We start from the raw sequence: 13,434 nt of genomic DNA on the forward strand, positions 1-13,434 counted from the left end.
GGGGGGGACCACGGTGCGCGTGCCCGGAGGGGGGGCGCGCCCTACGCCGCGCGCCCCCCACCTCGGCTGGGTGCGGGGCTCGCGGGGCTCAGCGCGTCAGCGAGCTGACGAGAGAATCGATCAGGAGCCGGAGCTGCTCGATCCGGTGCCGTTGTCGGTGGGCGCGGCGGGGCCGCCGATGCCGGTGCTGCCGGAGGCGCTGCCGGCGAAGGCCTCCATCGGGTTGCCGACCACGGCCGGGAACAGGTGGGGCTCCATCGGGCCGGCATGGCCCATGCAGATCACGGCGAGTGCGTAGATGTTCGACGGCACGTTCTGGGCGGACAGCCAGCCGTCCTGGCCGGGAATCGTCATCGGGAGCTGGAAGATCCCGGGGATCCCGGGGCCGTTGAGAGCAATGACGTCCGGGTTGTTGCCGAGTGCCGCGATGATGGGCATGAGGTTGCCGCCACCGGCGACGGCGGCGCCGGCGATATCGGCCGCGGCGTACGGCGGGACGAGCATGCCCATGCAGGTCTGGTTGGGCAGCGGGGCGGTGACGTGCACGTTCACCGTGTTGCCCGCGATGTGGACGAACGGCGTCGCGGCGTTGGCGGCGCCGGCGCCGGCGACCGAAATGCCTGCGGCGGCGGTGGCGGCGACAGCGAAGCCCGCGGCTGCCTTCTTCAGGTTGGTCATGGGAAGCTCCTTAAAGGGTGCCTTGAAAACAGTGGTCTCCCTCACTGAGTCGCTCAGCGGACTGTAAGTGTTACATCAGCGGAGGCTCCGTATCGGCAGATTGACCGATCGCCCTTCTCGACCCACACGACAACGCCCGGCCCGCAGAAGCGGACCGGGCGTCTCAGTCTCAGTTAGAGAGCAGTGGGTCTGGCCGTCACTCGCCGCCGACTGCGGAGGACAGGATGGCGCCGAGGCCGCTCTCGTCGCCGCCCTGCAGGAGCGAGGACGCGGTGTCGAGCAGGCCGTCCGAGCTCAGCCCGCTGATGATGTCGAGCGGGTTGCCAACCGTGACGAGGTCGGTGCCCGGCTCGGACAGGTCGGACAGGCAGACAGAGACCAGCATGTACGCACCGCTGGGTACGTCTGTCGCCGTCACGGTGCGGGTCGTGGCGTCCTCGCCGAGGCGGACCGCGGCCGCGTTGCCGTTCTTCAATACGGTCACGCCCTGGATCGCGTCGATCGTCTCGAACGCGTTCCCGAGGTCGCCGCCCCCGAGCTTGGAGAGAATCTCGGCCAATGCGTTCGGCGGGATGAGGGCAGCACCGCAGGTGTCGGTGGTGTCGGTCGTCTCGAGCGTGAACTCGACGGAGACGGTGTTGCCGTCGACATCGTGGTCGAAGGTCGTTGCCGAGGCGACGCCGGCGCCGGCGAGGGCGAGTCCGGACGCGGCGGCGAGGACGCCGAGGCTACGAAGGGCGGTACGGGACTTCGACATGAAGGGCTCCGATCGGAGATGAGGGGGAGGGGATGCGCGAATGGAGGCCAGATCTGGCCGGCGCTCTTTCGCTAATCAATCTTAACCGGACTCTCAGCACTCTGAAAAGGGTTCGCGGCCAAGAAGGCTCGACGGGGGGTGGTCGGCGGCGCGCCAAATACCTGTGGATACGACGACGCCCAGCCGGTCCGACCGGCTGGGCGTGATCGACGTGCAAGGAAGAGTTACTCGGCGTCGCCCGTAGCGGACGACAGGGTTCCGAGGAGGTCGCCCCCCTCGCCGCCGCCGATGGCAGACGACAGGATGCCGCCCAGGCCGCTATCGTCGTCGCCCTGGAGGAGGGCCGAACCGGTCTCGAGGATGCCGTCTGAGCTCATCGTGTTGAGCGCGTCGACGGGGTTGCCCACGAGCATGGGCTCGATGTTGGGTGCGAAATCCTCGTCGAGAAGGTCGGACCCGCAGATGGTGATGAGCATGTACAGGTTGGAGGGAACGTCCTCGGCGGAGACGGTGCCCGACGGGTTCAAGACTGGAGCCAGCGCGACCACGGGAGAAATCCCGTCCTTCAGCGCGATGACCCCGTCCGTGGCGTCGAGGGCCGAGAAGATCGCAGGGATCGCGGTCGCGGGATTGCCGTTGGCGATCTCGCCGATAGTCCCGGCCAGCCCGGCGATCGCGGTGGGCGGAACGAGAGCGGCACCGCAGGCGTCCCCGTCGAGCAATCCGCCATCGAGCTCGAACGTCACGCTGACGTCATTGCCGTCGACTGTGTTCTCGGAGGTCGTGGCCATCGCGGCGCCTGCTCCGGCGACGGTGAGGGCGGTGGCGGCGCCGAGCACGGCAGCCGAACGGGCGAAGGTACGGGTGACAGGCAAGGGGGTCCTCCGGGAGGTGGCAGGCGAGAGGGTCCCCGCCGCTGACGATAAGGCGATGCTCACGCTACCTGAGGTTTCAATGAATGACTCCCGATGCGCTTCATCTCCGTGCGCCGGCCCGGGAGGACGGTGGCAAGACAAAAGGGTGCGCGCCCAAAATGGTTCATTCTGGGCGCGCACCCTCGTCGTTAGCGCGCGATCCGGGCGCGTAGGTCCCCAGCGCGCAGCGGTGCGCCGGGCTGGCTCAGCCCAGGTCGCGCAGCGCACCCAGGCGACCGTGCGCCTGCGTCATGATGCGCTGGATGAGCTCGTCACAGCTGGGCAGGTCCTCGATCATGCCGACCACCTGCCCGGAGGCCAGCACGCCGGCCTCGGTGTTGCCCTCGACCAGCCCGGCCTTGAGCAGCATCGGCGTGTTGGCGGCCATGACGATCTGCTGCCACGTGCGCTCGGACGACTTCTTCATGTTGAGGCCGTCCTTGGCCAGCTGCTGCCACTTCATGCCGGTCATGGCCTTGAACTTGTTGGCGTTCTGCACGGCCGCGACCATGCCCTTGACGGGGCTGCCGGACTCGAGTGCGTTGACCAGCCCGGTGCGCAGCACGCGGTGCGGCATGCCGTCGACGCGGGTCGAGACGACCGTGTCCTGCAGGCCCCGCTCGAGGTACTGCTGCTTGACCGCGTCCGGCACCTGCGAGTCGCTGGTGAGCAGGAAGCGCGTGCCCATCGCGACGCCCGCGGCGCCGTAGGACAGCGCCGCGACCAGGCCGCGGCCGTCGAAGAAGCCGCCGCCCGCGACCACGGGGATCGACGTGTTGCCGGCCCCGCCCAGGGCGTCGATGACGCTGGGGAGGAGCAGCGTGGTGGCGACCTGACCGGTGTGACCACCGCCCTCACCGCCCTGCACGATCACCGCGTCCGCGCCCCAGGACGCGACCTTGACGGCGTGCTTCGCGGCACCGATCGAGGGGACGACGACGAGGCCGTTCTCCTTCAAACGGGCGATCAACTCGGGCTTCGGTGCGAGCGCGAACGACGCGACCTTCACCCCGTGGCGGATCATCAGCTCGCACCGCTCGGCGGCGTCCTCGGCATCGGCCCGGAGGTTGACACCGAAGGGCTTCGAGGTGAGTTCCTTGGTCCGGATGATGGCGGCCTCGAGCTCCGAGTACGTCATGGTCGCGGACGCGATGATGCCCAGGCCGCCGGCGTTGGCGGTGGCGGCCGTCAGCTCGGGACCGGAGACCCAGCCCATGCCCGTCTGGACGATCGGGTACTCCACGCCGACGAGACGGGTGAAGTCCGTCGCCAGTGTGGCCGCGCGAGCGGTGGCGGAGGTGCCGGTGGCGGCGTCGTCGTCGCTCACTTCTTCTCCTCCGCGGGGACCTCACGATTGCGGAAGCCGCGCGGGTCGATCACCTCGCGGATCAGGCGCAGCTCCTCCGTGGACGGGTCGCGCGTGACGCCCGCCTCAGCCAGACCGGCAACCTCGAAGCCCGTGTTCTGCGCGACCTCCTCGGCCGTGACACCCGGGTGCAGGGTGACGGCGCGCATCGTGCGGCCGGGGCCGCCGAAGTCAAACACACCGAGGTTGGTGACGACCTTCGGGATGTGGTGAAAGCGGAAGGCCGGGTCGCCCTCGGTGTAGCGGTCGTAGCCGATGCCGCACACGATGTCGACCTTCTCGGCGAAGACGCGGGTGCTGTGCTTGCCCACCCAGTAGCTGGTGGCGTGTGCGATCGTGTTGCCCGGCGCACCGCGGAGGCCGAACATCTGGCGCGTCGGCTTCTGGACGTCGTCGCCGAACGCCGACAGGTTCTGGTTGCCGTACTTGTCGATCTGGTTGGCGCCCATCACCACGTGGCGGGTGCCGGCCTGCAGCACGTCGAAGACGCGCGGGAACGGGATGTAGCCCTCGAAGTCGATGAGCTTGCCCAGCGGCGGGGTCTGGCCGAGGAAGCGGTACTCGCCATCGGTGATGAGCAGGTCCGGCTCGGTGGTCATCCGCGCGAGGCGGGCGCCCAGGGTGGCCATCGGGGTCATGGGGGAGGCGAAGATCTCCCCGGCACCGGCGAAGATCTCGGCGCAGGCGATCGCGCAGTACTCGGCGCGCGTGATGTTCTCGCTCACGTGTCAGCCCTCCTTCTCGGCCGCGATCTTGGCGGCGAACTTGGTTACGGCCTCCTGGTACGCGGCCTCGTCGCCGGACAGGAACTCTTCGGTGAACGCGGCCCAGGACTGCTCGTCCTTGGCGGCGGCCGCGTAGTGCTTCTGGAACGCCTCGTCGCGGCCGTAGCCGCCGGCGAACGTGAAGTGCGCGCCGTTCGGGGCCTCGGAGACGGTGTCGACGAACATGCGGCTGATCAGCATGCGCTGCGGGCCGACCTCGTTCATCAGCGCATCCGCCGAGTCGACGATCTCGTCGGTCTCGAGCAGGACCGTGTCGGCGGCCATGGCGTACAGGTCGTCGAAGTAGCCGTCGGCGCCGGTGAACGCGGCGTTGCCGTGCTTGTCGGCCTTGTCCAGGTGGATGAGCGCGGCGTCCATGCGCAGCGCGGGCATCGCGACCAGGGTCTCGGTCTTGCCCTCGAAGTCGTACGGGGAGTCGACGGTCTTGAGCTCGTCGCCCCAGAACCGGAAGACGTCCGAGCCCAGGCCGGCGCGCGTGGGCAGGAACGGCAGGCGCTGCGCGGCGGCGGTGAGGCCGGCGCGGACCATGCCCTCGTCCATCTCGCGGGAGATGATCGAACCCTCGGTGCGGCGCTTGGCGAACCACGGGTCGTAGAACGGTGCCGAGTCCAGGGTCACGAAGCCGTAGTACGCCTTCGAGACCTTGCCCGCCGAGCAGAGCAGGCCGAGGTCCGGGCCACCGTAGGTGATGACGGTCAGGTCGGTGAGATCCTCGCGGCGGAGGATCGCCCGGACCAGGGCCATCGGCTTGCGCCGCGAGCCCCAGCCGCCGATACCGATGGTCATACCGCTCTCGAGGCGTGCGACGGCCTCGTCGAGGCTCGTGCGCTTGTCGCGCGGGGTGGGGGTCGTCGTCACTTGTTCTCGCCCGTCCTCTCGGATTGCTTGACTCGTTTATCCAGGTTCGTACCGCTCTTGACGAACTCGTCCCGGTGCTCATCGGCCACGCCGGCGAGGTTGAGTTCGAAGGTGAAGCCCTGCTCCATGCGGTACGAGGACTTCACGTCGACCGGGTCGATGTGGTTGATGGCCTCCTTGGCCGCCCGGATCACGCGGGTGTCCTTGGCGGCGATCGCCTCCGCCAGCTCGCGGGCCGCGGCGTCGAGCTGGTCGCGAGGGACCACCTCGTACACCGTTCCCCAGTTGTGCAGCTGCTGCGCGGTGACGTTGCGGGAGGTGAAGTACAGCGTGCGCATCATGTGCGGCGGCACCATGCGCGCGAGGTGGGTGGCCGCGCCGAGCGCGCCCCGGTCCACCTCGGGAAGTCCGAAGACCGCGTCATCGGAGGCGATGATGCAGTCGGCATTGCCGACCAGCCCGATGCCGCCGCCCACGCAGAAGCCGTTCACGACGGCGATCACGGGGACCGCGCATTCGTAGACGGCGTTGAAGGCCACGTAGCAGCCGCGGTTGGCGGCCAGCAGGTGGTCGAAGCCCTCGAAGTCCTGCATCTCCTTGATGTCGACGCCGGCGTTGAACCCGCGGCCCTCGGCGCGCAGGATCACGACGTGGACCTCGGGGTCCCGGCCGGCGGCCAGGATCTGCTCGCCGAGTTCGAACCAGCCCGCGGACGGGATGGCGTTGACGGGGGGATAGTCGACGGTGACGGTCGCGATACCGTCTGTGCCCTTGTCGACGCTGATGCCCATTGGTGCTCCCTTCGCACGCCACCGCCGCCTGAGACGGTCCGGTGACTAACCAAACGCTTGCTTGGTAGGCTAGCACGCATGACGAACATCGATCTTGGTCTGGCGGGGAAGGTAGTCCTCGTCACCGGAGGCGTCCGAGGCGTCGGCGCCGGCATCAGTCGAGTATTCAGAGATGCCGGCGCCGTCGTCGTCACCTGCGCCCGGCGACCCGCCGACGAGGGCTCCGATGTCGCGGACCTCGAGTTCCACCCGGCCGACCTCCGCGACCCCGACGCGGTCCGCGAGATGATCGACGCGATCGTCGCCAAGCACGGCCGCCTCGACGTGGTGGTCAACAACGCCGGCGGCGCCCCGTTCGCGCTGGCCGCCGACGCCAGCGCCAACTTCCACGCCAAGATCGTCGCGCTCAACCTGCTGTCCGCGCTGACCGTCGCGCAGGAAGCACACCGGGCGATGACCGCCGACGGGCCCGACGGCCAGATCGGCGGCGTGATCGTCAACATCTCGTCCGTCTCCGGCCACCGCCCCTCGCCCGGCACCGCCTCCTACGGCGCCGCGAAGGCCGGCATCGACTCGCTCACCCAGTCACTGGCCGTCGAATGGGCCCCGGCGGTGCGTGTGAACTCCGTCGTCGTCGGCCCCGTGAAGACCGAGCTCGCCGAAATGCACTACGGCGACGCCGAGGGCGTGGCCGCCGTCGACGCCACCATCCCCATGGGGCGCATGGCCGAGCCCGCCGACGTCGGCCGGGCCGCCGCGTTCCTCGCCTCGCCACTGGCCGCCTACATCACCGGCGCCGAGCTGCTGGTCCACGGCGGCGGCGAGAAGCCCGCGTTCCTCTCGGCCTCCACCGCCGAGAACAAGCTCTGACCGAGAACACCCGCACCGACCATTTCAACCAAGGAGACATCAATGGGAATCTGCGACGGACGCGTCGTCATCGTCACCGGCGCCGGCCGCGGAATCGGCCGTGAGCACGCGCTGGCCTTCGCCGCCGAGGGGGCGAAGGTCGTCGTGAACGACCTCGGCGCCGGCATCGACGGCACCGACGTGGGGGAGCACCCCGCCGAGCAGGTCGTCGCCGAGATCAAGGCCGCCGGCGGTGAGGCCGTGATCAACGGTAACGACATCTCCTCGTGGGAGGGCGCGCGCGAGCTCGTCCAGCAGGCCATCGACACCTTCGGCGGGCTCGACGTGCTGGTCAACAACGCCGGCTTCCTGCGCGACAAGATGCTCGTCGGCATGACCGAGGAGGAGTGGGACAAGGTCACCACCGTGCACCTCAAGGGCCACTACGCGCCGCTGCGTCACGCCGCAGAGTACTGGCGCGCCGAGTCCAAGGCCGGGCGCCCGCGGGCCGCGCGCGTCATCAACACCTCCTCGGGCGCCGGGCTGTTCGGTTCGGTCGGCCAGGGCAACTACGCCACAGCCAAGGCCGGCATTGCGCTGCTGACCATCCAGACCGCGGCCGAGATGAAGGGCTACGGCGTCACCGCCAACGCGATCGCCCCGTCCGCCCGTACCCGAATGACCACCTCCGCCGGTGAGGCCATGGCCGCGCAGATGGCCGCCCCCGAGGACGGCTCGTTCGACGTGATGGACCCGGCCAACGTCTCCCCGCTGGTCGTGTGGCTGGGCTCCGAGGAGTCCGGCGACGTCTCCGGCCGCGTTTTCGAGGTCGAGGGCGGCAAGGTCACCGTGTGCGACGGCTGGCAGCGCGCCGCCTCCGAGGACAAGGGCGCCAAGTGGGATCCGGCCGAGCTCGGCTCCGTGGTCCCGCGCCTGCTGTCCGAGTCGCCGACCCCGGTTCCGGTCTACGGCGCCCGCTGAGCTGACGCCGGGTCCCGCTTCCGGCTCGGCCACTCGCCCGGCCCCCCGTGCCGCCCCGCGCGGTTGCAAGACACCGCCGTCCACTTGCAAGGCAGATTGGTCGAGAATCCGGTCTGGAAACGCATCTGATGTCGTGCAGGTCGTGAGCGCTGTCTTGCAACCGGGGTTCGGGCGGCGTCGGACGAGCGGCGAGGAGCTGGTTGGGGCCCAGGGGCTGCGCCGGCGCCTACCTGTTGCTGGTGCGCGCGGCGTGCGGAGGTCATGACAGCACACCATGAGCGAACAAGACGGAGCCCCGCACCTTTCGAGGTGCGGGGCTCCGTCAGTTACCGGCCGACCGGATCAGGTCAGGGGCGCGGGCAGTTCTGGGCGTCGACCGAGCCGAGGCCGGCGAGCTGGTCGATCTGCGCCTGCGGCAGGTCGCACAGCGGGAAGCCCGGCAGCGGCGGAAGCTGAACGTTGGCGCCGGCGACGGCACCGACAGCCGCGCCGCCGAGGGCAGCAGCGCCGCCCAGCGACAGGATCGGCAGCAGGCCGCCGCCGACGCTCGTCTCGACACTATTGACGGTCTCGAGGGAGGACATCGCACCGACCGTCGAGCCGAGATTGGTCGAGGCCGTGCTCATGTCAAAGGCGTTCTCGATCGAGCCGGTGAGCGCCGTGAGCGAACCGTTTACGGTCACAAGCTCCTGGGCGGAGCCGACAACGACGTAAGCGCTGTCGCTGGTGACGTTTCTGATCGCATCGGAGCTCGCACCTGTCGAACCGCCATTGCCGGTGACCGAGCCGAGCAGGCCAGTGGCCGGGTCGGACAGCGATCCGGAGGTGTTGCCGATCGAGCCGGCGATGGCACCGTTGATGCCCTCGACCGAGCCGCCATCGTCGATGGAGCCACCGATCGCCTGGGTGATGTCGCCAGCCGAGCCGCCGTCTCCGAGCGACTCGGTGATACCGAGACCAATGTTGTCGAGCGATCCACCGAGGTTGCTGGTGATGTCTCCGGCCGAGCCGCCGTTTCCGATGGAGCCCTCGATGCCCGCCAGCACACCGGCGAGAGAGCCGCCGGTGCCGATGGCATCCGCGATGGCCCCGGTGATCGCGGTGGCGGAACCGGTGTTGTCGATGGAGCCGGTGAGGGCATCGGTGAAGGCGCCGGTCGACCCGCCGGCATTGTCGACCGAGCCGGTGATGGTGCTAACTGATCCGGCGACATTGCCGATGACGGGAGTGAGGGAGCCGCCCTCGACGGATCCCGCGATGCCGTTCGCGATCGTGCCCGCAGAGCCGCTGATGTTCGCGGAGCCGCCAAGCTCAGTGGAGCCTGTGCCGATACCGGTGGTGGAGCCTTCTGGGATGACGTTGGCCGAGCCGGGGATCAAGCCTGCCGAGCTCGGGAACAGATCGGTCGAGCCGGGAATCGTCACGTCCGAGGACTGCAGGCCGTCCAGAATGGGGATCTGGAAATCTCCAGACTGGGCATTGGCGACACCGGCGGCACCGGACATCGCGAGGGCCGCCGTGGCGGCGGCCGCGGCGGCCCTGGTCATCTTCTTCATAAAGTGGATCCTCTCGGCGAATCACGGCACCAATGTGCCCTTTGACACATGAGAATCCCCTGAATATGAACTTTTGTCAATGCCGCCACGCGAGCAGGTCAGATCACGCAGTGTTCACGCCGTACATTGCTGTTGACGTGCGCAATATGACAGGCCAGCCATTCGGCGAGCGTTCGGCTAACGCACGGGTTCGCAGATCACCACGGGTATGACGCGGCTGGTGTTTGCCTGATACTCAGCGAAATCCGCGTAACGCTCGACGAGCCGAGGCCACAACTCCGCCCGCTCGGCCGGAGACGCCTCCCTCGCCGTCATCGACCTGACCCGGCGACCCACCTGAACGGTGACGGCCGGGTCCGCCAAGACGTTGCGGTACCACTGCGGATGAGAGGGCAGCCCGCCTTGCGACGCGACCAACAGGACGCGGTCGCCGTCCGGGAGGTGCAGCAACGGGACCGTGCGTGGTTCGCCGGATTTACGGCCCGTCGTCGTCACCAAACACACCGGAACCGGCGCCCGCAGCGCCGACCCCACCCGCCAGGTCCCGCCGATCCGACCGCCCGTGCGCTGGTACAGCCACGTGTTGGCCCGCGACATCACCTTGATCACGCCGACGACCCACGGCGCGCCACGCCGCGGGTCGTCGGTGCCGGTCTCGGGCTGCTGATCCGTCACTTGCCGCCGGCCATCGGCGCACGGACGATCACGTGCTTGCCGGGGAAGAACGCCGCGAGCTCACGGCGGCTCTCCTTGAGCGCCATCAGGCCGTAACCCTTCTTCCGCTCCTCAGGGTGGATCCAGATCGCAACGTCAACGTCGCCGTCGTTGACCTGCTCGCCGAACACGAGTCCCACCTGGGTGCCCCGCGCGCCGTCGACAGCGACGAACCACATCGCCGACTCCGAGTCGATCCGCTTCAGGCCCTCGCGACGCTCCTGCTCCGTGCGGCTCTCGTCCCACGTGCCGCCCGTCGCGGACGAGGCATCGGTCGAGCGCGCCTTGTACAGCGCATTGTGCTCGTCCGAGTCGCGGAACGGGTGCAGGGCGAAGCTCGACGGACTCGAGGCGTCCGGCTGCTCGGTGGTGGCGCCGACGAACGACTCGAGCGGGGCGCGCAGGACCTCGCGCGCCTCGTCCGCCGAAACCGCCAGGAGGTGGGACACGGCCTTGACCGCGTCGTCCGTGCCGGTGGCGGACGAGATGGCGGCAAAGATCTCCTGCCGACGTCCCGCGGCCGCCTCAATGACGTTGCTGCTCATGTCAGATCCTCTCGATGATGCTGGCCGAGGCCTGGGCGCCTCCCGCGCACATCGTGATGAGCGCGCGCTCGCCGTCCGTGCGCTCGAGCTCGTGCAGGGCGGTGGTGATGAGCCGCGACCCGGTGCTGCCGACGGGGTGGCCGATCGCGATGGCACCCCCGTTGACGTTGACCTTGTCCATGTCGGGCCCGTGCACCTGCGCCCAGCTTAGGAGCACGGAGGCGAACGCCTCGTTGCATTCGAAGAGATCGAAGTCGGAGATCGACATGCCCGAGCGGTCGAGGACGCGCTGAGTGGCCTGGACCGGGCCGTCGAGGTGGTACTCGGGCTCGCCACCCACCAGCGCCTGGTGGACGATGCGCGCGCGGGGCTTGAGGCCGTGCGCCTTGGCGACGTCCTCGTCCATGAGCAGGACCGCGGCCGAGCCGTCGGACATCTGGCTCGAGGTGCCGGCGGTGTGCAGGCCGCCCTCGAGGACCGGCTTGAGGCCGGCGAGCGCCTCGGCGGTGGTCTCCCGCAGGCCCTGATCGCGGGTGACGGTCACCGTCTCGCCGGTGTAGGTGCCGTCCTTGAGGCGCTCGGGGGCGTCGACGGCGAAGGTCTCGCGATCGAACCGGCCTTCGTCCCACGCGCGCTTCGCATTGGCCTGCGACCGGACGCCCAGCTCCTCGAGGTCGGCGCGGCTCAGTCCGCGACGCTTGGCGATCCGGTCGGCAGCCGTGAACTGGTCGGGCAGATCCACCGTCCAGTCGTCGGGGCGGGGCATGCCGTTCTCGCCGTTGCCGACAGCCGCACGGAGCGCGATCCAGCTCATCGACTCGACGCCGCAGGCGATGCCGACGTCCATGGCGCCCGCGTGGATGAGGTTTGCGATGAAGTGGTTGGCCTGCTGCGCGGACGAGCACTGGCAGTCGATGGTCGTGCACGCGGTCTGCCAGGGCAGGCCGGAGGCGAGCCAGGCGCCGCGGGTCACGTTGTTGCCCTGTGCGCCAGCCTGGGTCACGCAGCCGCCGACGACCTGCTCGACCAGGGCGGCGTCGATGCCTGCCCGGCGGATGACCTCCTTCTGGGAGGCGCCCAGCAGGTGCGCGGGGTGGAGGCCCGACAGCGCGCCGCGTGCCTTGCCGATCGGGGTACGTACGGCCTCGACGATGACGGGATTTCCCATGGTTTTCCTTCCGGGAATCCGGCCGGAGGTAGACCTGGCCGGAACTGAACGTGTTCTAGTATGGTGCGTGGAACGTGTTCTAGATTACAGCCCGGGCGAGGGGTTCGCAGTATCCGGGTTGTGGGAATGAACACCTGACGCAAACCGACGCGGCCAAGGAGTGCCAGTGCAGCCAGTCACCATTCCCGAGGGGTTCGACTTCACCGACCCGGAGCTCTACCAGAAGCGCCTTCCGCATCCGGAGTGGATGCACCTGCGGCAGACCGAGCCGATCTGGTGGTGCGCCAACGAGCCGGGTGCGGACGGATACGACGACGACGGCTACTGGGTCGTCACCAAGCACGCAGACGTCAAGGAGATCTCCCGGCGCACCAATGAGGTCTTCTCCACCTGGGAGAACACCGCTATCCCGCGCTTCGCGCCCGGGACGGAGCGCGAGATCGTCGAGATGACGCGCTTCCTGTTCATCAACCAGGACGGCGACGAGCACAAGAAGTACCGCCGCATCATCTCGAAGGGGTTCACCCCGCGGAACATCGAGAAGATGCGTGAGAACCTCGCCGAGAAGGCGCGGAGCATCGTGGAGACCGCAGCCGCCAAGGGCGGGGGAGACTTCATCACCGAGGTGGCCTCCGAGCTCCCGCTGCAGGCCATCGCCGAGCTCATCGGTATCCCGCAGGAGGACCGCCACCAGATCTTCGAGTGGTCCAACAAGATGACCAGCTACGACATCCCGGAGCTGGCGGACGAGTCCAACGCCGCCAACGCCGAGATCCTCGGCTACGCCATGGAGTTGGCCGCCAAGCGCGAGGTCGACCCGCGGGACGACCTGGTGACCAAGCTGGTCCAGGCCGACGTCGACGGCGAGCAGCTCACCGCGGACGAGTTCGGCTGGTTCGTGGTGCTGCTCGCGGTGGCCGGCAACGAGACCACCCGTAACGCGACGACCCACGGCATGATCGCGTTCCTGGAGAACCCGGACCAGTGGGAGCTGTTCAAGGCCGAACGCCCGGAGACCACCTACGACGAGATCCTCCGCTGGGCCTCGCCGATCTCCTCGTTCCAGCGCACCGCCACCGAGGATGTCGAGATCGGCGGCGTGACCATGAAGAAGGGCGACCGTGCCGCGATCATGTACGGCTCGGCGAACTTCGACGAGGACGTCTTCGAGGACCCGTTCAGCTTCAACATCCTGCGCGACCCGAACCCGCACCTGACGTTCGGCGGGAACGGCCCGCATTACTGCATCGGCGCCAACCTGGCGAAGTTGCAGATCGAGTTGATCTTCAACGCGATCGCGGACCACATGCCCGACATCACCTCGATGGGTGACGCGACCCGCCTGCGTTCGGGCTGGCTCAACGCCATCCAGGACTGGAAGGTCGACTTCAAGTGCCCGGTCCGGGCCTGATCGACTGACCCACAGCACGCACGGTGACGGCCCCGGCGCACCGCCCACCGGGGCGGAGCGC

The 13,434-nt window shown here is 68.8% G+C and carries 14 protein-coding genes; 3 read left to right on the forward strand and 11 right to left on the reverse strand.

The features are described from left to right. Nucleotides 1-120: 120 nt before the first annotated feature. The 7 genes from ACWIFB_RS17000 to ACWIFB_RS17030 all read right to left on the reverse strand — a co-directional run bounded on the left by ACWIFB_RS17000 (nt 121) and on the right by ACWIFB_RS17030 (nt 6,149). A complete protein-coding gene (locus ACWIFB_RS17000; protein WP_230931020.1) occupies nt 121-678 on the reverse strand; it encodes a hypothetical protein in 558 nt (185 codons plus the stop codon). Nucleotides 679-874: 196 nt separating this feature from the next. Continuing rightward, entirely contained in the window at nt 875-1,435 is a 561-nt protein-coding gene (locus ACWIFB_RS17005; protein ID WP_344991531.1) for a hypothetical protein, read from the reverse strand. Between the two features lie 224 nt (nt 1,436-1,659). Then, on the reverse strand, nt 1,660-2,310 hold the full coding sequence (locus ACWIFB_RS17010) for a hypothetical protein (RefSeq protein ID WP_454058865.1): 651 nt from the start codon (nt 2,308-2,310) through the stop codon (nt 1,660-1,662). 244 nt (nt 2,311-2,554) lie between these two features. Beyond that, nucleotides 2,555-3,676, reverse strand: a complete 1,122-nt coding sequence (locus tag ACWIFB_RS17015) for an NAD(P)H-dependent flavin oxidoreductase (RefSeq protein WP_454058866.1) — start codon at nt 3,674-3,676, stop codon at nt 2,555-2,557. Further along, entirely contained in the window at nt 3,673-4,440 is a 768-nt protein-coding gene (locus ACWIFB_RS17020) for a CoA-transferase (RefSeq protein ID WP_452099580.1), read from the reverse strand. The genes ACWIFB_RS17015 and ACWIFB_RS17020 overlap by 4 nt, the downstream gene beginning before the upstream one ends. Before the next feature lie 3 nt (nt 4,441-4,443). Next, complete coding sequence (locus tag ACWIFB_RS17025; RefSeq protein ID WP_380059568.1) at nt 4,444-5,286, reverse strand: CoA transferase subunit A; 843 nt, start codon at nt 5,284-5,286, stop codon at nt 4,444-4,446. A 68-nt stretch (nt 5,287-5,354) separates the two neighbouring features. Further along, nucleotides 5,355-6,149: an enoyl-CoA hydratase family protein gene (locus tag ACWIFB_RS17030; protein WP_454058867.1), complete on the reverse strand. Its 795-nt coding sequence runs from the start codon at nt 6,147-6,149 to the stop codon at nt 5,355-5,357. Between the two features lie 78 nt (nt 6,150-6,227). Between ACWIFB_RS17030 and ACWIFB_RS17035 the strand changes: the two genes are divergently transcribed. Continuing rightward, entirely contained in the window at nt 6,228-7,019 is a 792-nt protein-coding gene (locus ACWIFB_RS17035) for an SDR family oxidoreductase (protein WP_454058868.1), read from the forward strand. Nucleotides 7,020-7,061: 42 nt separating this feature from the next. Next, nucleotides 7,062-7,979, forward strand: a complete 918-nt coding sequence (locus ACWIFB_RS17040; RefSeq protein ID WP_452099576.1) for an SDR family oxidoreductase — start codon at nt 7,062-7,064, stop codon at nt 7,977-7,979. 347 nt (nt 7,980-8,326) lie between these two features. Here the strand turns inward: ACWIFB_RS17040 and ACWIFB_RS17045 are convergent, their stop codons facing one another. The 4 genes from ACWIFB_RS17045 to ACWIFB_RS17060 all read right to left on the reverse strand — a co-directional run bounded on the left by ACWIFB_RS17045 (nt 8,327) and on the right by ACWIFB_RS17060 (nt 11,962). Beyond that, nucleotides 8,327-9,535 carry a hypothetical protein gene (locus ACWIFB_RS17045; RefSeq protein WP_454058869.1) on the reverse strand — a complete coding sequence of 403 codons (1,209 nt, stop codon included), beginning with the start codon at nt 9,533-9,535 and terminating at the stop codon, nt 8,327-8,329. A gap of 177 nt (nt 9,536-9,712) precedes the next feature. Then, nucleotides 9,713-10,210, reverse strand: coding sequence for a nitroreductase family deazaflavin-dependent oxidoreductase (locus ACWIFB_RS17050; RefSeq protein ID WP_452099574.1), 498 nt, complete (start codon nt 10,208-10,210; stop codon nt 9,713-9,715). Then, nucleotides 10,207-10,794, reverse strand: a complete 588-nt coding sequence (locus tag ACWIFB_RS17055; RefSeq protein WP_452099573.1) for a GNAT family N-acetyltransferase — start codon at nt 10,792-10,794, stop codon at nt 10,207-10,209. The genes ACWIFB_RS17050 and ACWIFB_RS17055 overlap by 4 nt, the downstream gene beginning before the upstream one ends. A gap of 1 nt (nt 10,795) precedes the next feature. Continuing rightward, nucleotides 10,796-11,962 carry a steroid 3-ketoacyl-CoA thiolase gene (locus tag ACWIFB_RS17060; RefSeq protein WP_454058870.1) on the reverse strand — a complete coding sequence of 389 codons (1,167 nt, stop codon included), beginning with the start codon at nt 11,960-11,962 and terminating at the stop codon, nt 10,796-10,798. A 166-nt stretch (nt 11,963-12,128) separates the two neighbouring features. Between ACWIFB_RS17060 and ACWIFB_RS17065 the strand changes: the two genes are divergently transcribed. Beyond that, nucleotides 12,129-13,373, forward strand: a complete 1,245-nt coding sequence (locus ACWIFB_RS17065) for a cytochrome P450 (RefSeq protein ID WP_452099571.1) — start codon at nt 12,129-12,131, stop codon at nt 13,371-13,373. The last annotated feature ends 61 nt before the right edge of the window (nt 13,374-13,434 follow it).

Source organism: Dietzia sp. NPDC055340, assembly GCF_053645335.1.

What these genes read in the sequence shown, in the direction of transcription:
- ACWIFB_RS17000 (WP_230931020.1), bottom strand. Translation starts at nt 678, where the DNA reads ATGACCAACCTGAAGAAGGCAGCCGCGGGCTTCGCTGTCGCCGCCACC.
- ACWIFB_RS17005 (WP_344991531.1), bottom strand. Translation starts at nt 1,435, where the DNA reads ATGTCGAAGTCCCGTACCGCCCTTCGTAGCCTCGGCGTCCTCGCCGCC.
- ACWIFB_RS17025 (WP_380059568.1), bottom strand. Translation starts at nt 5,286, where the DNA reads ATGACCATCGGTATCGGCGGCTGGGGCTCGCGGCGCAAGCCGATGGCC.
- ACWIFB_RS17030 (WP_454058867.1), bottom strand. Translation starts at nt 6,149, where the DNA reads ATGGGCATCAGCGTCGACAAGGGCACAGACGGTATCGCGACCGTCACC.
- ACWIFB_RS17035 (WP_454058868.1), top strand. Translation starts at nt 6,228, where the DNA reads ATGACGAACATCGATCTTGGTCTGGCGGGGAAGGTAGTCCTCGTCACC.
- ACWIFB_RS17040 (WP_452099576.1), top strand. Translation starts at nt 7,062, where the DNA reads ATGGGAATCTGCGACGGACGCGTCGTCATCGTCACCGGCGCCGGCCGC.
- ACWIFB_RS17045 (WP_454058869.1), bottom strand. Translation starts at nt 9,535, where the DNA reads ATGAAGAAGATGACCAGGGCCGCCGCGGCCGCCGCCACGGCGGCCCTC.
- ACWIFB_RS17055 (WP_452099573.1), bottom strand. Translation starts at nt 10,794, where the DNA reads ATGAGCAGCAACGTCATTGAGGCGGCCGCGGGACGTCGGCAGGAGATC.
- ACWIFB_RS17060 (WP_454058870.1), bottom strand. Translation starts at nt 11,962, where the DNA reads ATGGGAAATCCCGTCATCGTCGAGGCCGTACGTACCCCGATCGGCAAG.